The 24,402-nt window shown below is 63.6% G+C and carries 26 protein-coding genes; 5 read left to right on the top strand and 21 right to left on the bottom strand.

The features are described 5' to 3' along the window. Entirely contained in the window at positions 1 to 495 is a 495-nt protein-coding gene (locus IC40_RS0122335; protein WP_042509519.1) for a TspO/MBR family protein, read from the bottom strand. A 115-nt stretch (positions 496 to 610) separates the two neighbouring features. Here IC40_RS0122335 and IC40_RS0122330 point away from each other — a divergent pair, with 115 nt between their 5' ends. After that, positions 611 to 1,057 (top strand): MarR family winged helix-turn-helix transcriptional regulator, encoded by a 447-nt coding sequence (locus tag IC40_RS0122330; protein WP_030136892.1) that lies wholly within the window; start codon positions 611 to 613, stop codon positions 1,055 to 1,057. 51 nt (positions 1,058 to 1,108) lie between these two features. On the opposite strand, the gene IC40_RS0122325 is transcribed toward IC40_RS0122330, so the two are convergent. From IC40_RS0122325 to IC40_RS0122280, 10 genes are read right to left on the bottom strand one after another with little or no spacing between them, the layout of a single operon-like run. Beyond that, a complete protein-coding gene (locus tag IC40_RS0122325; protein WP_030136891.1) occupies positions 1,109 to 1,873 on the bottom strand; it encodes a GntR family transcriptional regulator in 765 nt (254 codons plus the stop codon). Positions 1,874 to 1,910: 37 nt separating this feature from the next. After that, entirely contained in the window at positions 1,911 to 2,708 is a 798-nt protein-coding gene (fabG, locus tag IC40_RS0122320; protein ID WP_030136890.1) for a 3-oxoacyl-ACP reductase FabG, read from the bottom strand. 19 nt (positions 2,709 to 2,727) lie between these two features. Then, positions 2,728 to 3,717, bottom strand: coding sequence for a phosphotransferase enzyme family protein (locus IC40_RS0122315; protein ID WP_030136889.1), 990 nt, complete (start codon positions 3,715 to 3,717; stop codon positions 2,728 to 2,730). A gap of 31 nt (positions 3,718 to 3,748) precedes the next feature. Further along, positions 3,749 to 4,393 carry a microcompartment protein gene (locus tag IC40_RS0122310; protein WP_030136888.1) on the bottom strand — a complete coding sequence of 215 codons (645 nt, stop codon included), beginning with the start codon at positions 4,391 to 4,393 and terminating at the stop codon, positions 3,749 to 3,751. A 2-nt stretch (positions 4,394 to 4,395) separates the two neighbouring features. Then, positions 4,396 to 4,677 carry a BMC domain-containing protein gene (locus tag IC40_RS0122305; RefSeq protein WP_019511670.1) on the bottom strand — a complete coding sequence of 94 codons (282 nt, stop codon included), beginning with the start codon at positions 4,675 to 4,677 and terminating at the stop codon, positions 4,396 to 4,398. A 9-nt stretch (positions 4,678 to 4,686) separates the two neighbouring features. Beyond that, the gene (locus IC40_RS0122300; protein WP_030136887.1) at positions 4,687 to 4,938 is read right to left on the bottom strand and encodes a EutN/CcmL family microcompartment protein; all 252 of its coding nucleotides are present in this window, start codon (positions 4,936 to 4,938) and stop codon (positions 4,687 to 4,689) included. After that, the gene (locus IC40_RS0122295) at positions 4,935 to 5,429 is read right to left on the bottom strand and encodes a hypothetical protein (RefSeq protein WP_030136886.1); all 495 of its coding nucleotides are present in this window, start codon (positions 5,427 to 5,429) and stop codon (positions 4,935 to 4,937) included. Before IC40_RS0122295 ends, IC40_RS0122300 begins: the two co-directional genes overlap by 4 nt. Continuing rightward, complete coding sequence (locus IC40_RS0122290) at positions 5,426 to 6,025, bottom strand: BMC domain-containing protein (protein WP_030136885.1); 600 nt, start codon at positions 6,023 to 6,025, stop codon at positions 5,426 to 5,428. The genes IC40_RS0122295 and IC40_RS0122290 overlap by 4 nt, the downstream gene beginning before the upstream one ends. A 4-nt stretch (positions 6,026 to 6,029) precedes the next feature. Then, positions 6,030 to 7,574 (bottom strand): aldehyde dehydrogenase family protein, encoded by a 1,545-nt coding sequence (locus IC40_RS0122285; protein WP_030136884.1) that lies wholly within the window; start codon positions 7,572 to 7,574, stop codon positions 6,030 to 6,032. Continuing rightward, positions 7,571 to 8,851 (bottom strand): class-III pyridoxal-phosphate-dependent aminotransferase, encoded by a 1,281-nt coding sequence (locus IC40_RS0122280; RefSeq protein ID WP_030136883.1) that lies wholly within the window; start codon positions 8,849 to 8,851, stop codon positions 7,571 to 7,573. Before IC40_RS0122280 ends, IC40_RS0122285 begins: the two co-directional genes overlap by 4 nt. A gap of 182 nt (positions 8,852 to 9,033) precedes the next feature. Between IC40_RS0122280 and IC40_RS0122275 the strand changes: the two genes are divergently transcribed. Further along, positions 9,034 to 10,569, top strand: a complete 1,536-nt coding sequence (locus IC40_RS0122275) for an APC family permease (protein ID WP_030136882.1) — start codon at positions 9,034 to 9,036, stop codon at positions 10,567 to 10,569. A gap of 30 nt (positions 10,570 to 10,599) precedes the next feature. On the opposite strand, the gene IC40_RS0122270 is transcribed toward IC40_RS0122275, so the two are convergent. After that, positions 10,600 to 11,415 (bottom strand): NAD-dependent epimerase/dehydratase family protein, encoded by an 816-nt coding sequence (locus IC40_RS0122270; protein WP_030136881.1) that lies wholly within the window; start codon positions 11,413 to 11,415, stop codon positions 10,600 to 10,602. After that, positions 11,412 to 11,870 (bottom strand): MarR family winged helix-turn-helix transcriptional regulator, encoded by a 459-nt coding sequence (locus tag IC40_RS0122265; protein ID WP_030136880.1) that lies wholly within the window; start codon positions 11,868 to 11,870, stop codon positions 11,412 to 11,414. The genes IC40_RS0122270 and IC40_RS0122265 overlap by 4 nt, the downstream gene beginning before the upstream one ends. Positions 11,871 to 12,143: 273 nt before the next feature. Here IC40_RS0122265 and IC40_RS0122260 point away from each other — a divergent pair, with 273 nt between their 5' ends. From IC40_RS0122260 to IC40_RS0122250, 3 genes are all read left to right on the top strand, one after another. Continuing rightward, the gene (locus IC40_RS0122260; RefSeq protein ID WP_030136879.1) at positions 12,144 to 12,755 is read left to right on the top strand and encodes a LysE family translocator; all 612 of its coding nucleotides are present in this window, start codon (positions 12,144 to 12,146) and stop codon (positions 12,753 to 12,755) included. A gap of 61 nt (positions 12,756 to 12,816) precedes the next feature. Then, the gene (locus IC40_RS0122255) at positions 12,817 to 13,998 is read left to right on the top strand and encodes an FAD-dependent monooxygenase (RefSeq protein ID WP_030136878.1); all 1,182 of its coding nucleotides are present in this window, start codon (positions 12,817 to 12,819) and stop codon (positions 13,996 to 13,998) included. 16 nt (positions 13,999 to 14,014) lie between these two features. Beyond that, entirely contained in the window at positions 14,015 to 14,629 is a 615-nt protein-coding gene (locus tag IC40_RS0122250; RefSeq protein WP_138158137.1) for an acyl-CoA-like ligand-binding transcription factor, read from the top strand. Between the two features lie 58 nt (positions 14,630 to 14,687). Here the strand turns inward: IC40_RS0122250 and IC40_RS0122245 are convergent, their stop codons facing one another. From IC40_RS0122245 to IC40_RS0122210, 8 genes are all read right to left on the bottom strand, one after another. Continuing rightward, the gene (locus tag IC40_RS0122245; RefSeq protein ID WP_030136876.1) at positions 14,688 to 15,746 is read right to left on the bottom strand and encodes a hypothetical protein; all 1,059 of its coding nucleotides are present in this window, start codon (positions 15,744 to 15,746) and stop codon (positions 14,688 to 14,690) included. Positions 15,747 to 15,903: 157 nt separating this feature from the next. Continuing rightward, positions 15,904 to 16,575, bottom strand: coding sequence for a TetR/AcrR family transcriptional regulator (locus tag IC40_RS0122240; protein WP_019511683.1), 672 nt, complete (start codon positions 16,573 to 16,575; stop codon positions 15,904 to 15,906). A 182-nt stretch (positions 16,576 to 16,757) separates the two neighbouring features. Next, positions 16,758 to 18,464, bottom strand: coding sequence for an MCE family protein (locus tag IC40_RS0122235; RefSeq protein ID WP_030136875.1), 1,707 nt, complete (start codon positions 18,462 to 18,464; stop codon positions 16,758 to 16,760). Further along, entirely contained in the window at positions 18,464 to 19,645 is a 1,182-nt protein-coding gene (locus tag IC40_RS0122230) for an MCE family protein (protein ID WP_030136874.1), read from the bottom strand. The genes IC40_RS0122235 and IC40_RS0122230 overlap by 1 nt, the downstream gene beginning before the upstream one ends. Further along, on the bottom strand, positions 19,642 to 20,967 hold the full coding sequence (locus tag IC40_RS0122225) for an MCE family protein (RefSeq protein WP_042509517.1): 1,326 nt from the start codon (positions 20,965 to 20,967) through the stop codon (positions 19,642 to 19,644). Before IC40_RS0122225 ends, IC40_RS0122230 begins: the two co-directional genes overlap by 4 nt. Beyond that, positions 20,964 to 22,046, bottom strand: coding sequence for an MCE family protein (locus tag IC40_RS0122220; protein WP_042509516.1), 1,083 nt, complete (start codon positions 22,044 to 22,046; stop codon positions 20,964 to 20,966). The genes IC40_RS0122225 and IC40_RS0122220 overlap by 4 nt, the downstream gene beginning before the upstream one ends. After that, positions 22,021 to 23,052, bottom strand: a complete 1,032-nt coding sequence (locus IC40_RS0122215) for an MCE family protein (RefSeq protein WP_030136871.1) — start codon at positions 23,050 to 23,052, stop codon at positions 22,021 to 22,023. The genes IC40_RS0122220 and IC40_RS0122215 overlap by 26 nt, the downstream gene beginning before the upstream one ends. Further along, a complete protein-coding gene (locus IC40_RS0122210) occupies positions 23,052 to 24,254 on the bottom strand; it encodes an MCE family protein (protein WP_023985163.1) in 1,203 nt (400 codons plus the stop codon). The genes IC40_RS0122215 and IC40_RS0122210 overlap by 1 nt, the downstream gene beginning before the upstream one ends. Positions 24,255 to 24,402 lie beyond the last annotated feature (148 nt).

Raw genomic sequence — 24,402 nt, 5'->3', positions numbered from 1 at the left:
TCAGCTGTTGAGCGACCATATCGAGTAGTTCAGTGCCGTCGCGAACAGCACCCATCCGAAGTATGGCATCAGCATCACCGCGGCAATCCGTTTGATCTTCCAGAACAAGACGATGGTGGCGGCCACCGCGATATCGAGAAGCAGGATGTCGATGAGAGCCACTCCGCGCCACCCGAGGCCGAAGAACAGCGGTGACCACAGCAGATTAAGGACGAGCTGGACGGCATAGATGATGATGGCAGGGCTGGTCCACCGCGGCGTCTCCCGCCAGACCAGCCAGGCCGCAACTCCCATCAACACGTACAGCACGGTCCATACCGGGCCGAACAGGTTCGGCGGCGGAGCCCAGTCCGGCTGGGCGAGATTACCGTAATCGCTTGCCGCATCTACCGAAGCCAGTCCTCCCAACGCCGCGACAAGAGCCACCGAAACCAACGAGATGATCAGTGCCGGGATGTGTCGGGACCGGCCTTCGGTAGAGGTATCAGAAGTCATCTGCGTCCATTTCTGCTCGCTTCTCGGCGCCATTGCGGTGCTGACACAATGGCTCGGATACCCACCATATTGTTCAGCCTGCTGAATAATTGCAAGTTCCGACGAAGGAAGATCGATGGACGACTTGGACGGCTGGCCGACCGGTCGACTCTTGTCGATGGCGGCACGACTCGTAGAACAGTCCTGGGAGCACGTCCTCGGCGAGTATGACCTGTCCAGTGCGGGATTGGTCGTACTGCACGTTGTCGCGACCGGACCCGCGACACAACGCGAGATCGCGCACGCCTGTCGGGTCACCGACCAGACGGCCAGTCGCACCGTCGAACGGCTGGAACGTCTCGGCTATGTCAGCCGACAGGTCGATCCGCGAGACGAGCGGCGCAAAACGGTCACGAGTACCGCGGCAGGCCGAGGGGTCTACACCACGCTGGTGGATCGGGAGAAGAACGATCCGGGCCTGGTCGCCGCGATCGGGGACGACGGACCCGAGCTACGCCGAATACTGTTGAAGCTGGTGCGCGGCCGCCGAACCGAAGGCGACGACGCTGTGCCGCCGCCCTAGATTCATCAGCTCTACGATCAGAACCGTTGGCGTGCAACACCTATGGGACGATCATCCTGTCTGGCTTTGTAGCGTTATGGTGGCCGGCCCGGTCTTGGCTCCCGTCAGGCCCCGCCCCTGTGCGGTCACGGCCAGCGCGGTGCGATCCCCCCGGAACAGATCCCGCGAGAACTCGTATGGGGTGCCGTGCTGGTCATGTGTCACGCGGGTGATGAGTAACAACGCACTCTGCGGTTCGATGCCCAGCAAGCTCGCCTCCTCGTCGGTGGCGTTGACGGCCTCGATACGCTCCATTGCCTGGCCGTTGACCAGCCCGTAATGCGACTCCAGGAGTTCGTAGAGCGAACCGCCGAGCTGCTGTTCGAGCAAGCCGGGGAATCTGTCAGCGGGAAGCTGGGCATGCTCCAGCGAGATCGGCGATCCGTCAGCCAGCCGCACCCTGGTGATGTCGACGACGTAATCGCCGGGACCTATCTGGAGCGCATGGCGGGTCGTCTGGTCGGCGGCGCCGATCTTGGTGGACAGTACCCGCGAGCCGGCGGCGTAGCCCTGGCTGGCCAGGAAGGCGGGCACGCCCACCACATCGGACAGGTTGCGCTGGACTTGGCCGTGGCTGATGAATATCCCGCCGGCACGCCCGATGACTCGGTGCACCAGCCCGGCCTCCTCCAAGGCGGCCAACACCTGGCGCAGACTGGTCCGGCTGGTGCCGTACCGCTCAGCCAGTTCGCGCTCGCTGCCCAGCTTGGCTCCGGGATTCCCGGCATTCACGTCCGCGACGATGCGGCGGCGCAACTGCTCGCTGTGACTCGCCACCGCTCCCCCTGCATCCACGTGATTGGTACAACCAATTCTAACCGGACACAGGCGCGGTCATTTCCGAGATGGCCATGTGCGACTCCGGCAGGATCTGACCGCCGTCGACAACCAACGACTGCCCGGTGACGAACGCCGCCTCATCGGTGGCGAAGAACAGTGCGGCATTCCCGATATCGGCAACCGAGCCCAACCGACCGATCGGCACCGCCGAGGTCATCTGTTCGATGTAATCTCCGCCCATGTCCGCCAGCCCCTCGGTGCTGACATTCCCGGGCAGCACCGCATTGATGGTGATCTTGCGGGGTGCGAGTTCGATTGCGGCAGTGCGCAAGAAGCCCAGCTGGGCGGCCTTGCTGGCGCCGTAGTGCGACCATCCCGGGTAACCCGTGACAGGACCGGTGATGGACGAGGTGACGATGACCCGGCCATGTCCGCTGGCGGTGAGTGCGGCCAGCGCCGCCTGCACCATGAACACCGTCCCCTTGAAGTTGACCGCGAGCACCTGGTCGATATCGCCCGGGGTGAGTTCTTCGAGTCGGCCGGAAGGAAAGATGCCGGCATTCGCACACACGATATCCAGACCGCCGTGGCGTTCGATGGCGGCATCGACCACTCGTTGCGCCTGCTCCGGGTCCGCGACGTCGGCGCTGACCGCGCTGACCGCTCCGGACGCACCGTCGGCTGCCCCCACCGCGCGGTCGAGATCCTCCTGGTTGCGCCCGGTGATGATGACGTTGACACCGGCGTTGGCGAATACCTCGGCGATCCCGCGGCCGATTCCTCTGCTGCCACCGGTCACGATCGCGGTGCGACCGGCTAGTGAATGAAACATCGTTGTCCTCACTTGTATGTCAGAGACTGTGTCCGCTGGATGACAGATAACGTTCGGCCAATCCGCAGCTACCTTCGACGTAGCTGATGGCCTTGGTCGCCGATTCCCTGGAATGGCTGTGCGAGCCCATCCACGCGACGAGCAGCAGCCGCCTCAAGAACACGAACGAGGCCAGCATGTCCTCGTCTGCGGCGGTCAGTTCACGGCGGCTCCGGTACCCCACCACCCAGGATTCCTGCCACTCGGGCAATGCCGGGTCGTCCTCGATGAAGGACACCGCGGTACCGAAATCGTATAGATACCAGCCGAACCCGCAGTCGTCGAAGTCGATGACCGTGATCCGGTCGGAACCCGGGTCGACCAACAGATTCGCCAGCCGCAGGTCGGCGTGCACCAGTCCGAAACGATTCGGGTCGGTACCGTAGGCATGCAGCCTGTCCTTGAGCAGCGTCTGCGCCCGCCCCAGCAGCTGCAGTTCGCTCTCTCCCATACCTGCCACGTCCTGCCAACGCCCCCAACGACCACGCTCACCCAGACTGTGTTCCCAGTCCCAGGAGAAGCGCTGGAAGCCGGTCGGCCGGCGCCACCGTTGCGCATGATCGTGCAACGCGGCGGTGATCCGGCCCAACGACTGGAAATCGTGATTGGTCAGCGCCGTTTCATCGGGTTCGGCACCGGCGACCATCTCGAATCGGACGACGTGCCGGTCGACGCCGGCCGCGTCGACCGTGACCACCCGCCGCCCGTCGACGGCAGGCAGGACGCGCGGAACGGTCACATCGCTGTCTGAGCTCAACGCGGCGAGCCAGTCGAGCTCCGATTCGATCTCGTGGGCACGGTGGTAGTTCTGCCGGTGTACCCGCAGGATGGACTGTTCGCCCTTATCGCTCACCAGATACGTGGCGTTCTCCGAGAGGTTCAGCAGTCGCAGGTCGGCATCGGCTGAGACCTCGTAATGGCCGAGTGCCCGTCTGGCGAGATCGACATCGTCGGTGATCACCGCTGCCACGAGTATCGCCTCCCTTGCACCTTCGTCATCATCAGTGCTCCCGGCCTTCGATACCTGCCAACACGTCGGTGATCCGGTCCCTGGCCACGGTGACGTCTTCGGCGCTGCCGCCGATGTACAACCGCCCTGCCGCACCGATCATCTGGACATCGACGATGGTCAACCCCGGAGCGGCTCGCTCCGCCTCATTGGCCGCGACCGCGGCGAACAACGCCGGCGTCATCTCGTAGACCAGTAATGACTCACCGGGCAGGATCATCGACGCCTGCCGATTACGGTTCAGGATGACAGCGTGCTGATCGGTGATATCGGCGATGATGTCGTGATACAGCACCCGGGGCCGCAGCTGATCCTCGGCCTTGTTCCCGGTACCCGCAAGGATCGCCGCACCGGCCCGACGTACCTCGTCGAGATCGGCCGAGTGGATCTCCAGTACGCCGAATTGCCGTTCCACATAGAGGATTCCCGGCGATATGCCCGGTACCTCGCGCAGCGCCAGGTCGATCACCCGCTCGATCGCCAGGGCAGGCGACACCTCCACGATCAGGGCGTGTTCACCCGCGTACGGTGGATAGCCCCGCGCGCGGGTCGGAGTCCCGAGATATGCCGCGAACTGCCGTTGCAGATCCTCGACCAGGAGGTAGACCCGTATCTGGGTGTGGATGGAGCCCGACATGGCTACTTGCTGGACACCGCGAAGTGGGCGCCCAGCTCATTGTGCGGACGCGGGATGACATGCACGCTGACCAGTTCACCGACCTGCGAGGCGGTCTCGGCGCCGGCCTCGGTGGCGGCCTTCACGGCTCCCACCTCACCGGTCACGATGACCGCCACCAACCCGTCGCCTACCTCCTTGCGGTCGGTGATGGTGACGTTGGCCGCTTTGACCATCGCGTCGGCGGCTGCCAGTGCGGCGACATATCCCTTGGTTTCGATGAGACCGATTGCATTGCTGGACATGGTTTCTCCTTATTGGTTGGGTGTTGCGTCTATGGAACCGATGATGAGCGCATCGACCGGTGGCGGTGCGCCGGTGAACCAACCCGAGGCCACCGACCCCTGCGCGATGAGCACACGCTCGCCGACACCGGTGCCGAGAACATCGAATGCGACCAACCGGGACTCTGTGCCGTCGATCTGCACCTCCAGGAAGGCTCCCGGCGGAATCCCCGCCACGTGCCGTGTCGACCACACGTTGCCGGTGACAGTTGCTGCGATCATGTCCGCTCCTTGGTGATGGTGATGCCGAGGCTGCGTGCCTTCTCCCTTGCCAGCGGTGTCAGCACCGCACGCCGGCCGAGTATCAACGTCCCGCCTGCCAGATCTGCCAGATAGCGTTCGGTGACCGCCCCGCTGTCCACCCGGTGAACCGGGCTACCCGATCCCGTGCCCGTTGCTTTCGCGGCGAGCCGGAACCGCAACCGGCCGGTCTTGAGATCCGCACGGTTCTTCGGATTCTCGAACAGCCGCAGCAGTTTTCGTACGAAGCCGTCGAGTTCCGCATCATCGGACAGCCGAACCGTCTCGGTGCGGGTCCTTCCCTCGGACGCACGCGGCCCGGTGGGTTCCACTCCCAGCTGCTCGGCCACCGAGGCCGGTGGCACGGTGGTCACCGGTGCAGACGGGCCCGGTTCCGGGGTCTTCAGGCTTGCGACAGCGTCGCGTACCACCTCCCGGACCAGCGCACGTAACTCGTCACGGTCGACGCTCATGACTGCGCCAGTGCCTGACGGGCCGCGTCGGCGGCCTGGCGGATATCGGCTTCGGCGCCCGCGAGATACACCCGGCCGGTCGCGCCGATCATCCGGAAGTCGACGACCTTGATATCCGCGGCCTTCTCTGCCTCGTTGGTGGCCAGGATCGCGTACGAGGCGGGTTGTACCTCCAGGACGAACAGCGACTCCCCTGCCAGCACCATGGAGCCGATCTTGTTGCGGTTGATCAAGAACGCGTGCTGGTGATCGATGCTGGAGATGATGCGAGACGCCAGGATCGTCGGACGCACCGCCGCGCCACCGTCACCGCCGAGGGAATCCAGCGCGGCATCGGCCGCAGCCTTGACCGCGCCGGTCTCACCGTGGAACTCCAGGTAGCCGAACTGGCGCTCCACCACCAGGATTCCGGCCTTGACCTCGGCGTGTTTGAGCGCCACATCGGTGACACCCTCGATGTCGAGGCCGGGAGCCACCTCGATGATCTGGGCGGCCTGGTTCGCCCGGGGCAGCGCACCCTTGATCCAGGTACCGAGATAGGACATCGTCTGCGGTTGGAGACGATCGATGAAGATGAAAGAACGCAGTTCGGCCACAAGGTCACCTCTTGATCAGTTGAGCGAGTTCCTCGACGACCAGCGCGCGCAGCTCAGCACGCAGGACATCGAGATTCGGGTCGGTCGAACGGGGCTGCGGCGTGCGCCTGGTCGGCACCGGCGGTGCGCCGTCGCCGCGATCGTTGGAGGCTCGCGGGTAGGCCGGAACACTGCCGGTGGGCGCTCGCCACGGTTGGATACCGCCGAACTCGGCCATCTGGACGGCCGAGTCGGAGTTGTAGGCGATCCTGGTCCAGTTCACGAGATTATCCGGTTGTAGGTTCTCCCCGATCGAGCTGCGACCCACAAAGCCTGTGCCGATGGTCATCGACGGCGCCAGGTTGGTTTCCAAACCCGAGCTCCCGGTCGAGTTCCCCACGTTGACCGATACCCGCAAAACCGGCACCTGCGTGGCGAAGTCGGTTATCACCTCGGGGTTCTCGCTGTGGATGGCTGCCGAATGGCCGGCACCGGCGATCCGTACAACTGCACGCGCCGCCCGGATGCCGCGAGCCGTATCGGCGGCGGTGGTCATTCCGAGGACGGGGGACAACTTCTCATGAGCCAACACCTCCTCGGAGATGACCTGGCCGAACGGCGCCACCAGCACTCGGGTCTTCGGAGTGACCCGCAATCCGGCCTGACCGGCGATCCATGCGGCGTCTCGCCCGACCACATCGGTATTGAGGTGCCCGCCCGGGAACATGAAGGCGCGCAACCGACGTGCACCATCCTCGTCGAGGACGTAGGCACCGGCCCTGGTCAACGCCGCCTGGAGCTTGCCCGCGATACCCTCCTCGGCGATGAGGACGGACTCATTGGTACACAGCACCGAGTTGTCGAAAGCCTTGCTGTCGACGATCCGTCGCGCGGCCGCGGTGATATCGGCGCTCGCGTCGACGAGCACCGGGACGTTACCCGGTCCGACACCGAGCGCAGGATTACCGGAGGAGTATGCGGCCCGGACCACCGCCGAACCACCGGTGGCCACGATGACATCGGTACGTTCGTCGGCCATCAAGGCCTCGGCCAACGGGATGGTCGGCTCGTCGACAACCTGGATGATTCCGTCGGGCGCGCCGGCCGCCTCCGCCGCGGCGGCCAACATCCTGGCCGCGTCCGCCGAGCACTGTTTGGCCCGCGGGTGCGGCGCTATGACGACAGCGTTGCGTGTCATCAACGCCAGGATGGTCTTGAAGTACACGGTGGCAACCGGATTGGTCGTCGGCGTCAGTGCCAGCACCACACCCGCCGGCCGTGGCAGTTCGACGATCTTGCGGTTGTGGTCGACTCGCGGTGACACGAAGTCCTGGCCGCGATAGTGATCGACGATGCCCCGGGAGCAGGCCCGGTTCTTGATCACCTTGTCGGCCACCACCCCCATCCCGGTTTCCTGCACGGCATCGGCGGCGAGTCGTTCGGCCTCCCGGTATCCTGCCTCGGCGACCGCGTTGACGATCGTCGACACCGTGGCCGTGTCGTATCCGGCGTAGGCCGCGGCTGCCCAGCGGGCACGTTCGAGCATGTGGCCGGCCTGTGCGGTGTTCATGATGCCCTTCTTCCGGTGGCGGCTGTCTTGGCCCGGCCCACCGCGACATCGAGGCGGTCCAGGACGTCTTCACACAGTTCACGGGACAGCAGGAGACCCGGTTTGAACTGGAGCACACGGGGATCCAGCGTCGAGAAGATCGCCCACACCCCGTTCTCATAGAGTTCGCGCATGACGTACTTGGCCCCTTCGGGATGGTCGAACTCAAGGCCGATGACGACACCGTTCTGGCGGATACCGATCAACCAGTCGGGATGGTCGGCCTGGATGCGTCGCAGGCCGTGATCGAACAGATCCGAGATGTAGTGGACCATCGACCGCACCTCGGGCCGGGTGCAGATCTCCAAGGTCTTGATCGCGGCGACACAGCCCAGTTCGGCGCCACCAAACGTCGAAATGTGCCCGAAGCCATCCTGATCCAGCCATTGCGCCGCCCGCTCCCCGAGCAGCGCCGCAGTGATCGGATACATTCCGCCGGACAATCCTTTTCCGGTCACGATGATGTCTGGTTCGATACCGTGCTTGGTTATCGCCCACAGTTCGCCGGTGCGCATCAACCCGGTCTGGACCTCGTCGGCGATGTACAGAGTTCCGTGTCTTTCGGTGGCGGCCTTCACCGCTTCGAGGTAACCCACTGGCGGAAGCGGGAATCCGTATGTCGCGGGGATCGTCTCCATGATCACCGCCGCCACGTCACCTGGGGCGAGGGCGCGTTCGATAGCGTCGATGTCGCCGAAGGGCACCTGTAGGAACTCGTCGGGCCGGTCGGCGAGGAACAACTTGGTGAAGCGGTCGTCACCGGTGGCCACGGCCAGGCCGGTATGGCCGTGATAGGCCTTGATGACCGAGACGATCTTGCGTCGTTGGGTGCCATGGCGTGCGCTCTTGAGCGCGATATCGATCGCTTCACCACCACCAGACCCGAAGGCCACCTTCTTGATCGACGCCGGCGCCGTTTGCACCAGACGCTGAGCGAGAGCGGTCCTCGCGACCGAGGGGAAGTGGTGGTTTCCCACGTCGAAATGCGCCATGCCATCCGAAACAGCCTGCATCACTTCAGGATTACGATGTCCGAGATTGTAGGTACCACCGTTGAGGTGCATATCGATCAGACGTCGACCGCCCATGTCCCACAGGAAGTAACCCTCGCGGCGGTCGATCACCAGATCGACTCCGGAATCCGTCCAGAACTGCGTCTTGTCGGGGTTCCAGAAGGCGGTCGCCTGCTCCAGGACCTGTTCCTTGGATTCGAACGCGAACGTGCCGTAGTCGTACATGCGACTCCTCTACTGCCACGGGGAAGCTGTGACGCCGCCCACCATAAAAGGAGTAGACCAATTAAGTCAATGGTCTGTTTTTGGGTATTGCCAAGGTCAATTGGTAGTGCCAATATCGACTGGTTCGCATGTGGCCTGCGCCACACCGACTCCCAACCCTCAGCGTGGAAGGTGCGCTATCGATGTCCGTAAACTCTCGACCCGCTGGAGAAAAGCCAGTTCAAGAGGTCCAGCGACTCAAGCGCAATGCCGTGGGCACGGTGGGCGTGATCTTCATGGCCGTCGCCACCGCAGCGCCGATCACCGCCATGGTGGGTAACGTGCCCATCGCAGTCGGATCCGGAAATGGTTCACACGCCCCGGCCGGCTACATTGTCGCCACCGTCGTCCTGGGTCTGTTCGCCATCGGCTACGCAACGATGGCCAAGCACATCACCACCACCGGGGCTTTCTATGGCTACATATCCCACGGCCTGGGCCGGGTGGTCGGAATGGCCAGCGGAGGGCTCATCACGATGGCCTACGTGGTGTTCGAGGCGTCGTTGATCGGCATCTTCTCCTTCTTCGCGCAGAACATGCTGTCATCACAGCTCGGCGTGCACGTGCACTGGATCATCCCGGCACTGCTCATGCTCGCGGCGAACGCGATCTTGACCTACTTCGATGTGAACCTGACCGCGAAGGTGCTCGGCGTCTTCCTGGTCACCGAGATCGTCATGCTGGCGCTGGGCGCTGTCGCGGTGCTTTTCCGCGGGGGTGGTCCGCAGGGCTTCGCTGTGGCCGAGACCCTCAATCCCCTCGGTGCGTTCAGCCCTGCCGCCGGAATCGCCGGCGCAAGTGCGGGACTCGGCCTGTTCTTCGCCTTCTGGTCATGGGTCGGATTCGAATCGACCGCCATGTACGGAGAGGAATCGCGCGACCCCAAGCGAATCATCCCGCGTGCCACCATGATCAGTGTTCTCGGTGTTGGCGCGTTCTACGTCTTCGTGTCGTGGATGGCGATCGCAGGCACCGGTCCCGATCGAGCAATCGAACTGGCCCAGGACGCCGACACCGCCTCGGAGATCTTCTTCGCGCCCGTCCGCAGTACGTACGGCGAATGGGCGATCATGGTCTTCAACGTGCTTCTGGTGTCGGGTTCGTTTGCCTGCGGTATGGCCTTCCACAACTGCGCCTCGCGGTATCTGTACGCGCTGGGACGCGAGGGCCTGTCAACTCGTCTGCAGAAGACCATCGGCGCGACACACCCCACTCACGGGTCACCGCACATCGCATCCTTCGTACAGAGCGGCATCACCCTGGTGATCATCCTGTCCTTCCTTTTTGCCGGCCTGGACCCCTACGTGCACATGTACACGCTGTTGGCGATTCTCGGGACTATGGCCATTTTGATCGTCCAATCGCTCTGTGCGTTCTCCGTGATCAGTTACTTTCACATCCGCAAGAACCATCCGGTGTCCAAGCACTGGTTCAAGACATTGGTCGCACCCGGTCTCGGCGGCGTCGGCATGCTCTACGTGGTGTACCTGCTATGGCAGCACAAGGACACCGCCGCAGGTACCGCCTCGGGCACCCTGTTGTTCACGTTGACCCCCTGGATCGTCGTGGGTCTGTTCGTGTTGGGTGCGGCGCTGGCCACCTATTTCAAGCTGCGCGATCCCCGACGCTACGAGCTGATCGGACGAATCGTGTACGAGGACAGCGAGATCCGGGACTGACCCGTGATCGCGGCGTCTGGCCGGATCGGGTCACAGCAGTCCGTCCGCGACGGCCTGGTGAACGGTGCGCACCGCCGGCCGGAAGCCGAGACTTCGCGCCAGCGATCCATCCATCACCAGATGCCACGGGTTCGGCAGCGGTTCGGCCGACGGATCCATGGAGCCGCCGGCAAGGTGGACGAGTTCGTAGAGGGACATGGCGGCCTCGTCGCCGACGTTGACGATCTGGCGGTCGAGGGCTCCGGTCAGGGCCAGCCCGGTCACGGTGGCGATGTCACGGTGATGGATCATGCTCATCCGTGCGGCCGGGTGCATGCTGCGACCGGCCACCAGCGCGGGCAGCGCATCGAGGTGTCCGTCGCCGTCGCCGTAGACGAACCCGTAACGCTGGATCGACCAGGTCAAACCCGCTGTGCATAGCACCTTTTCGGCTGCGATCTTGCTGGCGGGATAGGCAGCGGTGGCGGCGACCGGATCATCTTCACGGCCCGGCCTGCCGCCACCGGGGCCGTACACGTGGCTCGTGCTGGCCATGATGAACCTGGCCTCGGGTGCGATTCTGGCCGTGGCCTCGACGAGATTGCGGGTGCCGTCGAGGTTCGTCCGCCAGATCAGGTCCTCATCGACCGAACGGAACATGGCGGCCAGGTGGATGACGGCATCCGCTTGCTCAAGTGCCTGGGCGAGCGTGTCACCGTCGAACAGGTCGCCGATCACCTCGTTGACACCGGCGGGAGCGGACCCGGGCCGGCGCACCACCGCATGACAGTCCAGGCCCTGCTCGAGCAGCCTGCTGACCAAGCGAGATCCCACCAGTCCGGTCGCACCGGTCACCACGACCTTCATGTGTGTCCTTCCTTCCGGTATCGCTCGAGACGAGCGGTGGCCGTTCTGAGCACCCGGACGGCGATTTCCAGGTCATCGGGGTCGATTCCGTCGAATGCCATCGCGTGAATCTGCCCCAGATCTGGTAGATCTCGCCACAACGCGCGTCCTGCCGGGGTGATCCGCAAGAGCTTCTGGCGCATGTCATCGTCGGCGGGAACCTGCTCGATCAGCTCTTTGCGCACCAGCGCGCCCACCACCGAGCTCAACGTGGCCCGCTCGACCTGAAGGCGGCCCTGGAGCTCGCGTTGCCTGACAGGGCCGTCATCGACCAGGAAATACAGCACGTACCACTGCGTCGCCCCGAGACCGTATGGCCGTAGCGAATCTTCCATGGCCTCGCGGGCGGCCAGGTAGCAGCGTTTGGTCCAGGCACCGATCGTGTCGCGGTGACCCCTGTCCTCATTGTCTGGCACCAGACAATATTGTCTGCCGCCAGACAAACTGTCAAGCGGACGCGTCGCCGAGGAGGTGGGTGGCCGCACCCGTGACGGCGAGCCGGAAAATCAGGTGCGCCGCCGCGCCGCGGCGTGATACCCCTTGTGGCCACTGAGAACTCCGATGGAGAGGCAACCATGAGTGGCATCGTCGACGTCGCCCGCAAGCACACCAAGTGCGATCCCGCGGCGATCCGACGAGTCGTTCGCACCTGCACAGGATCGCCGGGTGTGACACCGGGTAGCTAGCCCGTGAACATCGAAACCGCACTGAGTTTCGCGGGCCTGTGCCTGCTGTTGTCCATTTCACCCGGCCCAGATTCGCTACTGGTGCTCCGGCTCGCCCTGAACCGGCCGAGGGAGGGCATCTTCGTCGCCGCGGGCTCGGCGATGGGCTCGCTGCTGTGGGCCTGCGCCGTCGCGGTGGGATTGGCGCGCTTGCTGGCCGCCCACCCCGGCCTGGTCGATGTCCTGCACTTCGTCGGCGGGGCCTACCTGATCTATCTCGGCATTCGCGAGGTGTTCGACACCGCCGAGCTGGTCGACGCCTCCGTCCCCCAGATGCGCGCCGAAATGGCCGGCTTCACCAAGGGACTTGTTTCATGTCTGCTCAATCCCAAGGTTGGACTGTTCTTTCTGCTGCTGGCTCCGCAGTACGCGCCCGACCTGACGGTCGGCTCGATCCTGACACTGGGGGCAATCGACGCGGCGGTGGCCTTCCTCTACCTCACCGTGCTGGCCGTCGCAGCGGCACGCATCTTCACACGCATCACCAATCCGCGCGCGCAACGCCGCCTTCGGCTGGGATCCGGGGCGGCGATCGCCGTCGTCGGCGTCCTCGTCCTCGTGGAGGCCCTCACCTGACCGCACATGTTGCGTACCACGCAATTTTGCGGGCCACGCACTTTTCGTGCAGGATGGCGGCATGACGACACCGCGCATCTTGATCGCCGGCGCCAGCATTGCCGGTCCCGCGACCGCTTTCTGGCTGATTCGTGCCGGTTTCGAGGTCACCATCATCGAGCAATCACCCGAGCTCCGATGCGGCGGTAACGGGGTCGACATTCGATCCGAGGCGCTGACCGTCGTCGATCGCATGGGCCTCACCGAGGACGTCAGGGATCGCGCCATGGTGAACCACGGAATGCGGTTCCTCGATCGATCCGGCCGGCAACGCGTGCGCTTCCCGACCTCCGAAGTCGAGAACATGGTGGGTTCCGAAGATATCGAGATCACCCGCGGTGATCTCGCGCACCTGCTCTACGCCGCAACCGAATCCGACGTCGAATACATCTTCGGTGACACAGTCACCGAGCTGAACCAGGACGGCGCCGGGGTCGACGTCACCTTCGCCCGCACACCTGGACGGCGATTCGACGCGGTGATCGGCGCCGACGGCATCCATTCGAAGATTCGGCGGGCAGCGTTCGGTTCCGAGGACCACTATCGCGTTTTCAAGCAGCATTACTACGCCGTGGTGAGTGTCGATTCCACCGTGGGCGAGCCATTTTGGACGACGTTCTATAACGAGCCCGGCAAGTCGGTGGCGATCTACTGCGATGAATCCGGGCACGGATTGCTTACCTTCACCTTCCACAGCCCGACCGCGTTGAGCTATGACTACCGCGACATCACCGCTCAGCGCCACCTGGTCCGCGATGCCTTCGCCGAATCGGGATGGCACGTTCCCGCACTTCTCGATGCGGCGGACACCGCCGACGACTTCTACTTCGATGCACTGGACCAGATTTCGATGCCGTCGTGGTCAACCGGGCGTATCGCGCTGGTCGGCGATGCCGCCTATTGCGCATCACCGGCATCGGGGGCCGGCGCACTGCTGGCGCTCACCGGAGCCTATCGTCTCGCGGGCGAACTGAGCCGCACCGATTCACCGCTGGACGCTTTCGGCCGGTACGAATCCGCCCAGCGTCCGCTGGTGGCAGCCAGCCAGAACCACCTGTTCACCTACATCACGGTTCCCCGGACCCGATTCGGCATCGCTGCCCGAAACATCATGCTGTCCAGTCCGATCCCCCGCATGCTTGGGCGACGATCCCCGCACAGCACGAACAACCTTCCCGACTACTATTCTCGACCGATCAAGTGACGAGGGGACACAAGCTGTGAGTGCTGATCCGCCCTCCCCTGCAGCAGGAGATGGCCTGCGCGAGCGCAAGAAGCGAGAGATGCGCGCCCGCCTCAGCGCGGTGGCGCTAGACCTCGCGATCGAGCACGGCGTCACAGGGGTTCGCATCGAACAGATCGCGTCCGCAGCCGGAGTCTCACCGCGGACGTTCAACAATTACTTCCCCAGCAAAGAGGCGGCGATCGTAGGCGTCGCCGCGATCCGCGCCGATGTCTTCCGCGCGGCATTGCGTGCGCGCCCCGCCGACGAGCCACTTCCCGAAGCACTGCGCGCCGCCGCGGCCGCGCTGTTCGAAGATGAGCCTGACCGCGCCTGGATGGCCCGCTCTCGCCTCATCCGATCCGAGCGGTCGTTGTTCGCCGAGGAACGCAAGTCCGATATCGAGGTCGAACGGGTCCTTGCCGCCGAGATCGGTGACCGGACGGGCACCGACCCGCACGTCGACCTGGCTCCACGGCTGGCCGCCGCCACCGTCATCGCCGCCATCCACACCGCGGTCCAGTACTGGCTGGATGTCCCTACCGCCGGAACGCTACGGGAGGTCGTCGAACGGGCCATCGTGGATTGCCCGCTGGGCGGGGCGGAGATATAGGAAACGTCGCCCGATAGATCAGCCAGCATGGCGTCATCGGAAATATGGATGACTCAGCTCATCCGGAGTGCGGACTGACCTTTCCGCGCTGATCCTCGAATCTCTTGCGCTGGCGGGCACCGTACGCCGCGGCCTTCACGGCATCATCGTCTTCCATTCCAGACCCCAATGCCCCGCCCAGAGTGGCGACCGCAGCCACCAACCACGCCATCAACAGCAGCGCTGGCAGACCGACGGGTCCACCGATGCTCTGAGCGACCAATTGCGGAGGCAATGTCCACCACGCCGTCAACAGAAGAAGCAGGAACAGCGCAGCATGGAAGACGACAACACCGACGGCGAGGGTGATGACAGTTGAAGCGTTGTACAACACCGCACGATCCCGTGCCACCGACCCCTTTGGCCGCTCCCACAAGCCGTGTTCGACGATGAGCCAACTGACCATGGCAACACTGGTCAAAATTGTTGCGGCACTGAGTCGCCACGGCCCCATGGTGCTCGACAGTTGCCACATCGTCGGATAGGCGAGACTCACGGCACCGGTGGCAAATGCTGCCATCATGACCTTCGACATCCCGGTGACCAGCCGCCATGGGCGATTCGCGTAGACCATGCCCGCGAGTAATCGCACGCGTTGCAACCCGGACGACGAAACATAGTGAACGACGTCACCGTCCACTATCTGAGTTGCCCTCAGCACGGGTGCCTCTCGATCTTTCGCCGAGTGTGTCATCTCGGAGTAAACCGATTGCACGACGGCTTTGAGCCGGTGTTCGATCGATACCGCCCCCAATGCCGGCACCGAGATCACGGCAAACCGATCGCGCGTACTGATGTCAGCCACCACCGGCGTCGTACCCTGCCGCCGCGGTAGATCGGTGACATAGACAACTATGTCTGCTGCCTCGTCATCCGGTGCCACAGCTTTGATGATGTCTGCCATTGCGGTGTCCTCGTCTACCGAAATAGCCTGTCGGCGCACCGAGACCTGCCATCTACCGCAACCCGAAGGTGCGTCGGGCAGCACCTCCGGAAGCGAGCCGGATACCCGCTCAGCGATGGCTGCCGGGGCTCCCGGGTCGGCGATCAGGAGTATCGCAGCACGATTACTCGACATACGGGCCGCTTACCCGAAAAGCGGAGGCCGAAACGTGGTGAAAACCGGCGCCAGAGGTTTGAGTTTCGCGTCGTCACCCCGAACGCGAAGATTGCGGTTGCACCCGCGACGCGCGATCAGGTCATGATCCCGGCGCCCGCCTGCCCATCTGGACCGCTCAGCCGCGGGGCGCCTTCTTGCGCGGTCGTGCCGCGGCCTCGCGCGAACTGACGGCGAGGTGATCGGTCATCAGTTTTGCCATCGCTTGCCGTTGCGGCTCGGTCGGCAACGGCACGTCGGTGATCATCTGACCGACCATCAACCCGACCGGTGCGGCCCACAGCAGATCGGCGATGGCATCGGTGTAGGACGACGGCGCGCCGATGAGACCGGCGATCCTCTGCAGTCCTGGCTGCAGTTTCGCGAGCTGCTCGACACCGAGAGTCGACCGCAGCGACCGGGTGGCGATCAGGATCTCCATGGCGGTCATGCTGGCGGGATTGAGGAAGGTTCGCCACGCTGCATCGGCGAGCGCCGTCATCCGGGCTTCGGTATCAGTGATGCCGTCCACCTCGTCGGCAAGCTCGTTGACGGCGGTCACCAGGGAGGTGATGGCGTGGTCGACGACGGCGGTGAGGAGCCCGTCACGGTCACCGAAGTGGTACTGGATGACACCGGTGCTCAAACCCATCCGCTCGATGATGTGCCGAGTGCTGGCTGCGGCGAATCCTTCCTCTCGGATACATCGGATTGTCTCTTCGATGACGAGTTCACGCGTTCGATCGGCACGTTCCTGGCTACGGTGACGGGTGCGTCGTGGCGCGGTGCCGCCGGTGACCTTCTTGGGCATCAACGTCGCTTTCCTACGCTGTGAGCTGCTGCGGCGTAGACGACCCACCGGCAGGCAGCGCCGGTTCGTTGCCGACCACAGACCAGGCAGCGCCGCCGCGTTGATGTCGTCTCGGGTGCCGCATGAGCTAGATCCTAGGTGTCAGTCGTATCGGTAGACTGCGGACGCCCATACTGGACTCGTCAGAAAGCGCGCGGTGCGAGCATGAGGTCGAGCCAGTTCTCTGCGGGCCGCATGCTGGCATCTGCCGCAGCGAACATCCCCACACCGCCATGGCGGTCCTGGAAGAGACCGTTCCCGGAGTCGTAGGTCGTCACGTCCAGTCCGGCGAAGGCGTCTCGTGCCGAGGTGTCGGTTCCCGCTTCGGCGGGCAGCGCCGCCGGTGGCGGTGTGATATCTGGTACGCCCGACGGGGGCGGCCGTTGCCCGTAGGGGGGCACCTGCTGGTCAGCCGGAGGGCTGTAGGGCAGCGGCGGTGGTTGCGGACCTGGTGTGACAGGGGGTACCGGCAGCGGGAAAGGCGCGAACGGGGCAGGCCCCGGCCCCGGTTCGACACCGTCGGGCAGTTGGGTCACAGGCGCACCGGGATCGTAGTCTGCGCCCGGCGGGATATAGGGATATTTGTTATAGGGCAGTATGTTTCGAGGGTCTGTGATCGGCGTGGCTTCGGGAACCGCGGGTCCCCGCCATGCTTGGTTCCCGATCGGGACGTATCCGATCGGGTCCCGGCACAGGGCGACCGTAGGCGCCCGCTTTCCCGGAAATTCCTGGCACGGGTAATTGCGCGCTCCCCGGACGACCGACGCTGAGTTGTGCGGCACCTTGCAATACATGTCGTTCGGCAGGTCTCGCAGGGTCTGGTCCCCTGGGGACCTGATTTCCGGTGGCGGGATGAAGCCGACGTTGCACGGCGGCGGATCGCCCAGCCCCAGTTTGAAGTCGACCTTGGCACCCTCGTCGGCCGGCATCTGCTCGGCGGCGCTGATCAGGACCGCCGTCACCGCCGGCAGTACGACCAGGGTCTGTTCCAGCGACTTGCGATAGATCACGCCTATGCGGCCGAAGTTGGCCAAATTTGCGGCCAGCATGGGAAAGGAGGGGCGGATGCCCTCGAATGCCTGCGTCGCCGCGTCAGCGGCGGCAGGCGCCGTGTCGAGCAGTGTCCGCAGCTGTGGGTCGGCGTTGCGGAGATGGTTGGTGAACCGCGCCAATCCATCTGCGAGCGATGTGATGTCCGTGCCGCTGCGCAGTTGCGCCTCCAGAAAGGGACCTAGCCGATCGATCAACACGGTGGTGTCCTGGCTGGACGAGTTCAGTTCGTCGAGAAGGTCTTTGCCGGAGTTGATCAGCCGGGCCACTTCTGGACCGGTACCACCGAAGGCGGCTGCGGTCTCGTCGAGCACGTCCCGGAGTTTGCTTTGGTCCAGGGAATTGACCAGGCCTTGGGCTTCCCGCAGAAGGCCGGCGACATCGCCGCTCAGCGTGGTATGGGCTCGGTCGATGACGGCACCGTCTCGCAGCATCCGTTGCGGATCGCCATCCGCGTGCGGGATGAGGTCGACGTACTGCTCACCGATCGCCGAGACACTCTTCGCCGCCGCGGTGACGTCGGCGGGGATGGGCGTATCCGAGTCGAGGCGCATGTGAACGTCGACACTCAGTTCGTCGGTCAATGTCACGGCGGTGACCTTGCCGATCGTGGATCCGCGATAGGTCACGTTGGCGTTCGGATAGAGCCCACCGCTGGCCCCGAAGTTGGCGGTCACGCTGTAACGTCCGATGCCCAGTGCTTCCGGGACACGTAGGTAGAAGATCGCCACCAAACCCATTGCAATGACGGTGACGACAGCGAAGACACTCAGTTGCCAACGAACGAGTCGGGTCAGCATCAGCGCTGCCCGGTGCTCGGGTCGGACGCCGGCGCCGGCACGGCGAAGGGGTCGGCAGCCTGACCGGACAGATTGGCCTGTTCACCGATGAGGAAGTCCGGCGTGGTCACGATCTCGCTGAGGTGCTTCATATTGGGATCCAATGGCGATGTCGTGAAGACGTTTTCGCCGAATCGTCGTTGCGTGAGGTCCAGTGTGGCGATGGCATTCAGGTAATCACCGCGCACCGCTTGTTTGATGCCGGTCTGCGGGAACGGATAGGTGGCCATGATCGGTAGCGCATCGATGAGTTCCTGGGCGTGATCAGCGAGGGGCTTCACCACGGCGTAGGCGTTGGTCACATCGATGGTGAGATCAGTCTTGGTCTTGGCAAGGATACGGGCTGCGATATCACTGAATCTGCCCAGTACGGAGAAGGTGTCGACGATCCGTGTTGCGTTGTCGTTCAGGGTCCGCGTGGCCTCCGGTAATGCGGCCAGCGCCGAGCTGATCGTCGTGTCATCGGCGGCGAATTTCCCGGCCACCCTGTTGACCGATTCCATTGCTGTCACGATGTCGCCGGCCTGTCGGTTCACCGCCGCGGTGAAGTCGGCCAGTTGTGGTAGCAGGTTCGCAAAGTCGCCGCTGTACCCATTGACAGCCTTGTCGAGTTCGTCGGTGATGTCCTGTAAGGCACCGAGATTGCCCTTGTTTACAACGACGCCGAGCGTCGACAGCACTTCTTCCGTACTCGGGTAGCGTGCGGCGCGCTCCATCGGGATATTCGTGCCGTCACGCAGAACGCCCTCACCAGGCTCGGTGGTGGGCGCAGCCAGTTCGACATGCTGAGAGCCCAACAACGATGTCTGCCCCAGTGTGACGGTGGAGTTCGCCGGCAGGTCGACTGCCGCGCTCAAGGACAGTTGCAACGCGGCGTAGAAAGTTCCGTCCGGACGCTGCATGACCTGTTGTCCTGAAACACTGCCAACGGCGACATCCTCGACCAAAACCGGTGAGTTCTGCGGGAGAGTGGACACATCGGGCAACTCGACGGTGATCGTGACGGATCCCGTCCCGTGGCCTTCGGTACCCGGCATGGCGAGTGAATTCAGTCCACCGAACTGGCATCCACTAACAACGACGAGTGTAGATCCGAGCGCCGCCAGCAGTCGCACAGATCGGAAGGTGACCGGATACTTCATCGTCCCGGCTCCGTTGTCGGTGAGGTCGGCTCTCCGGGGTTAACAGGAGGCAGGATCAAGCTGGTCAGATCAGGTGTCGACGGCCCGGGCAAGGTCGAACCGGGTAACGGCTGCCACTGCAGTTGTGATGTTGGCATTTGCGCCTTCGCCTCGGTAGCCGGTGTGTCGTAGACGAACTGACCTTTGTAGGCGGTGATGGAGTTGATCGGATGGAACAGCACCGGCGGAAAGTTCATCATGATCCTCTTGAGCACGGGTGCCATTCGCTGCCTGCACAGCTCAGTGCGTTTGAAGTAGTCGGGAGTACCGCCGGCGTCGAACACGCCTGCGCACAGAAACTGCACGGGATTGGCAAGATTGGGCAGTGACAAGATGGCCCCGATGGACCCTTGTGCCGGGTTGTAGATGTTGTAGAAGTTGGCAAGACCGTTGGGCGCCACATGCAACACCTGCTCGATGTCTTCGCTGTGCTCGGTGAGCAAGGACGTGAAATCGGTGAGCTTGCGCACCTGTCCGCTGATGACCGAATTGTTCTCCTGGAGAAAGTTCTTGACACTGGCCAGTGCGGTGTTGAGGACGTCGAGTGAACTCGCGAGATCATCGGTGCTGTCGGCAAACACCTGCGACAGCGATGCGACGTGGCCGGTGAACTGGACGATCTGCTCGTTGCTGCCTGCAAGCGCATCGACAAGGGTGCGCAGATTCTTCACCGTGCCCACCAGATCGAATCGGGAGTCTCCCAGACGCCCTGCGGTCTGAGACAGTTCGCGGATGGCGTCACGGAAGGATCGGCCCTTGCCGTCAAACGTGTCGGCTGCCTGATCGATCGCGGCGCTGAGCGGTCCTTGTACTGCACCGTTGTGCGGCCCCAGTTGGGACGCAAGCTGCGTGAGTTCGTCTTTGACGTCGTCCCACTCCACCGGGACCGCGGTACGTTCGATCGGGATCGTGGAATGGTCGGCCAGCGTGGGCCCGTCGGTGTACAGCGGGCCGATCTCGATGACGCGGGCCGAAAGCAGATTGGGCGCCACGATGACGGCGGAGGCATCAGCCGGGACGGTGACTCCGGGATTGACGGTGAAAGTCACCGCAGTGTGATCCACGCCTGGGCTGATACTGGCGACCGTACCGACTGGTACGCCGAGGATTTCGACGTCGTCACCAGGGTAAAGCCCGACGGCTGAGGCGAAATGTCCGGTGACGGTCAGCCGGGCCGGACTGGGCCACCCCACGATGACACCCCCGGTCAGCGCCACCAGCAGTGCAACGATCAAGGCTAGCCGGGGAGTCCGGCGGCGCAGAAGAGCATTGAGTCGCGTCATGGCGATTTCGGCCTCACAACCGCACGGTCGGTGATGAACCCGCGAAGAAAATCGGCCAGGCTGTCGGGCAACTTGCCGGGCTGGAAGTAGGAGTCCAGCAGGATCCCTCCGATCGATGGTGGGGGGACACCGAAGACGTTGGCCTGAAAGCCCGGTCCGGACCCGACCACTTCACCCAGTGCGGTCGAGTAGGCAGGTAGTCGCGTCAGGGCGGCCGAGATGTGCTCGCGCCGTTCGTTGAGGTTGTCGAGAACGAGATTCAACTTGGTCAGCGTCGGACCGAGTTGCTCTTTGTTGTCGTCGACGAACCCTTTGAGCTGGGTAGCGAGATCTCTGATGCCGGTGATCAGCTGGTCGATGGCGTAACGCCGTTCCGCCAGGGCGCCGAACAGCAGGTTACCGTCGGTGACCAGCTGGTTGATCTGCCCGGACCGCGCGGCGACCACATCCGACAGCGACTTCGCATGCTGGAGAAGCCGTCGCACCTTCTCGTCGCGGTTGTTCACGCTGCGCGAGAGCGCCGTGATGCCGTCCAGCGCAGCCCGTACGTGTGGGGTGGCATCGCGCATGGCGGTCGTCAGGACGTCCAGCGCCTCGACGAAGCGGGGTTGGTCGAGTTCGCCCACATTGTGCCCGAGGTCCTGCAACGCATTGTTGAGCGTGTACGGCGTGGTGGTACGGGCCAGGGGTATCGCGGTGACAGAACCGACTCCGAGTGGGGTGACCTCTACCGAGCGCTGGCCGAGCACGGTATCGGTCTTTATCGCAACCAAAGATTGGTCGCCTATCCGGATATCACGGTCGATGGTGAAACCCACCTTGGCAGCTCGGTGGGTGAGGTCGAGCTCGACGGAGTCGACCTGACCGACGGTGTAACCGTAGATCTGGACCGGGTTTCCGACGACGATGCCACCGGCGTGGGCGAAGTACGCGTCATAGTGCAGGCCCTGTGGCCAGATCGGCAATTTCGGATAGCTGAAGGACACCAGTACCAGGCAGGTGACGACAAAGATGCCGAAAACACCTGTGCGCAGCGGATCTCGCCGTGTGGGGCTACTTGACAAAGTCGCATCTCCCATTGTTCGACGATGGCGGTTTGACCGCAGGCAAGAGGATGTCGCTACCGGCGGGGCCGTTGATCTTGATCTTGACCGAGCAGAAGTAGATGTTGAAGAACGATCCGTAGGCACCGAGCGCGCTCAACCGCAGATAGTCTTCGGCGAGCGGTTCTACCGTCGCGTTGACCTCCTGTTTCCGGTCGTCCAGCGCGGTGGCCAACGGGCCGGCGTTCTCGAGCACGCCCTGCAACGGACGTCGCGCCGTGCTCAGGACATCGGTGAGATCTCGTTGCGCAGCCGCCAACGGTTCGACGGCGTCGACGATGGGGTCACGCCCTTTGCTCAGTGTGGTGACCAGTTGTTGGAGCTGATCGATGCTGGTGTTGAGTTCGGTACTTCGGTGATCGGCGGCGGCCAGCACCGTGGTCAGATTGTCGATCGTCTGGTCGATCAACTGATCACGGCTGGCGATCGTCCGGGTGAAATCGGCGGTGGTGGCGAGCACCGTGGACAGCGTGCCCCCTTTGCCCTGTAACAGCTCGATGATGGCATTGCTGACGGTGTTCAGTTTGGCTGCATCGAGACCTTTGAGAACAGGTCGAAGGCCGCCGAGAAGAGCGTCCAGATCGAGCGCAGGCACAGTGTTCGAGCGTGGAATCGTGGCTTCAGCAGGCAATTTCACGAGATCGCCGGGTCCGGCGAGGATCTCCAGGTACCGGTCGCCGGTGAGGTTGAGATAGCGGATGGCGGCCCGGGTAGAGGTGTAGAGCTGCTGACGTTTGTCGACGGTGAATGTGACGGTGGCGTGATCGCCCTCGATGGCGATGTTTTTGACAGAGCCGACGGCAATTCCGGCGATGCGCACGTCCTGACCGGTTTTCAGACGCGACACCGACGCGAACTCGGCACGGAAGGTGTTGTTCGATCCGAAGCGGAACTGACCGAACGTGACGACCAGGCCTGCCAGCACGAGCAGCATGACGGCAGTGAAGATGGCAACTTTCAGGCCGGTCCTCCGGGAGCGCATCAGTAGTCATCCCGTTCGGCATAGGCGCCGTTGAAGAGGAACTGCAGTGTCGACGGCGCGTCGAACTGGAGCTCGGTATTCGGCTGGTATGGCACATAGGCGTTGTCGGTCACAAGGAAAGGGGGGCGATACCACGATCCGCCGGATTGCTTTGTGGGCAGGTTGGGAAGACCTCGACAATTGGGGCCACCTGATGCGTTGACCAACGGAAGACTCTCGGGATAGGTGTAGACCGCGGTCCCGGGAATGAATCCGGCATTGACGAAGAGCGCCGGTTGCACTCCGCCGATATTGGGCCCGAACTTTTTGTAGGCCATGGCCAATGCGTCTATGAGACAACCATATTCCGGAGAATAATCACTGAGCACCCCCAGCGGAGCGCGTAGTCGCTGGACGGCGGCCACGACATCGTTCTCAGCGGGTGCGAGGGTGTCCGCTCCGGTGATGGAGAGCCCGGTCGTCGCCATCAAGACCGAACTGAGTTGGTCGGCTTCGTCGACAATGGTGGCACTCACCGTCGGCACATTTCCCAGGGTCGACACCAGGTCGTCGGCAGCGGCGTTGTAGATGTCACCCGTGCCACTGAACTTCTGGAGATCAGTCTGCAGGGTCGGCAGATGTGGGCTGACACTGCCGACGAACTCGGACAGAGATGTCAGTGCGGCACCGAGATCATGCCCGTTGCCGCGTAACCCTTCGGCAAGCGCAGTCACGGTGGCGTTCAGGCGAACCGGGTCGATCTTGTCGAGTGTATCGACCAGAGTCTGGAACAGTGTGTTGACCTCGACGCTGACATCGGCGGCCGTCAGATGCGCGCCGCGGGCAAGGTGATCCGCCACAGGACGCTCCGGAGGCAGCAGCTCGACGGATTTCGCTCCGAAGATCGTGCTGCTGGCGATGCGCGCGGTGACGTTCGACGGGACCTTGGCGAGCTCGTCGGTGCGGATGGCCAGGGTCAGTTGGGCAGCGTCGTCCTCGTATTCAATATCGGTTACTCGCCCGATCTGGACGCCGAGAAACTTGACCTTGGCATCGCGTTCCATCACCAGACCTGCCCGCGGTGCGGTCAACGTGACGGCCGCGGTCGAGGCGAACGCACCTTGGTAGCCGAGGTAGGTGACGCACGCTGCAGCCAGGCAGGTTGCCGTCAGCACGACCGCAGCCACTCGCACCTTGGTGCCACGAGTCAGATGCACTGCCACTGCGCGCCCTTCGCCACGTCGGAATGTTCACTGCCGGCATCCGGGTCCGCCGTGAACGAAGGCAACAGGAGTCGACTGGATCGACACCGGAACTTCGCTGGGACGGTCCCAAAAAACTACAACACGTTATAACATTACGCGTGATATA

Origin of the sequence: Mycolicibacterium neoaurum ATCC 25795 (assembly GCF_000691525.1) — a bacterium.
Lineage (GTDB): Bacteria > Actinomycetota > Actinomycetes > Mycobacteriales > Mycobacteriaceae > Mycobacterium > Mycobacterium neoaurum.
The sequence above is the reverse complement of the archived record's forward strand: the minus strand, read 5'-3'. Positions and strand labels throughout refer to the sequence as shown.

What these genes read in the sequence shown, in the direction of transcription:
- IC40_RS0122230 (WP_030136874.1), bottom strand. Translation starts at nt 19,645, where the DNA reads ATGAAGTATCCGGTCACCTTCCGATCTGTGCGACTGCTGGCGGCGCTC.
- IC40_RS0122295 (WP_030136886.1), bottom strand. Translation starts at nt 5,429, where the DNA reads ATGAGCGTCGACCGTGACGAGTTACGTGCGCTGGTCCGGGAGGTGGTA.
- IC40_RS0122335 (WP_042509519.1), bottom strand. Translation starts at nt 495, where the DNA reads ATGACTTCTGATACCTCTACCGAAGGCCGGTCCCGACACATCCCGGCA.
- IC40_RS0122285 (WP_030136884.1), bottom strand. Translation starts at nt 7,574, where the DNA reads ATGAACACCGCACAGGCCGGCCACATGCTCGAACGTGCCCGCTGGGCA.
- IC40_RS0122300 (WP_030136887.1), bottom strand. Translation starts at nt 4,938, where the DNA reads ATGATCGCAGCAACTGTCACCGGCAACGTGTGGTCGACACGGCACGTG.
- IC40_RS0122220 (WP_042509516.1), bottom strand. Translation starts at nt 22,046, where the DNA reads ATGGGAGATGCGACTTTGTCAAGTAGCCCCACACGGCGAGATCCGCTG.
- IC40_RS0122255 (WP_030136878.1), top strand. Translation starts at nt 12,817, where the DNA reads ATGACGACACCGCGCATCTTGATCGCCGGCGCCAGCATTGCCGGTCCC.
- IC40_RS0122280 (WP_030136883.1), bottom strand. Translation starts at nt 8,851, where the DNA reads ATGTACGACTACGGCACGTTCGCGTTCGAATCCAAGGAACAGGTCCTG.
- IC40_RS0122310 (WP_030136888.1), bottom strand. Translation starts at nt 4,393, where the DNA reads ATGTCGGGCTCCATCCACACCCAGATACGGGTCTACCTCCTGGTCGAG.
- IC40_RS0122235 (WP_030136875.1), bottom strand. Translation starts at nt 18,464, where the DNA reads ATGCTGACCCGACTCGTTCGTTGGCAACTGAGTGTCTTCGCTGTCGTC.
- IC40_RS0122305 (WP_019511670.1), bottom strand. Translation starts at nt 4,677, where the DNA reads ATGTCCAGCAATGCAATCGGTCTCATCGAAACCAAGGGATATGTCGCC.
- IC40_RS0122240 (WP_019511683.1), bottom strand. Translation starts at nt 16,575, where the DNA reads ATGCCCAAGAAGGTCACCGGCGGCACCGCGCCACGACGCACCCGTCAC.
- IC40_RS0122330 (WP_030136892.1), top strand. Translation starts at nt 611, where the DNA reads ATGGACGACTTGGACGGCTGGCCGACCGGTCGACTCTTGTCGATGGCG.
- IC40_RS0122245 (WP_030136876.1), bottom strand. Translation starts at nt 15,746, where the DNA reads ATGTCGAGTAATCGTGCTGCGATACTCCTGATCGCCGACCCGGGAGCC.
- IC40_RS0122270 (WP_030136881.1), bottom strand. Translation starts at nt 11,415, where the DNA reads ATGAAGGTCGTGGTGACCGGTGCGACCGGACTGGTGGGATCTCGCTTG.
- IC40_RS0122275 (WP_030136882.1), top strand. Translation starts at nt 9,034, where the DNA reads ATGTCCGTAAACTCTCGACCCGCTGGAGAAAAGCCAGTTCAAGAGGTC.
- IC40_RS0122225 (WP_042509517.1), bottom strand. Translation starts at nt 20,967, where the DNA reads ATGACGCGACTCAATGCTCTTCTGCGCCGCCGGACTCCCCGGCTAGCC.
- IC40_RS0122215 (WP_030136871.1), bottom strand. Translation starts at nt 23,052, where the DNA reads ATGCGCTCCCGGAGGACCGGCCTGAAAGTTGCCATCTTCACTGCCGTC.
- fabG (WP_030136890.1), bottom strand. Translation starts at nt 2,708, where the DNA reads ATGTTTCATTCACTAGCCGGTCGCACCGCGATCGTGACCGGTGGCAGC.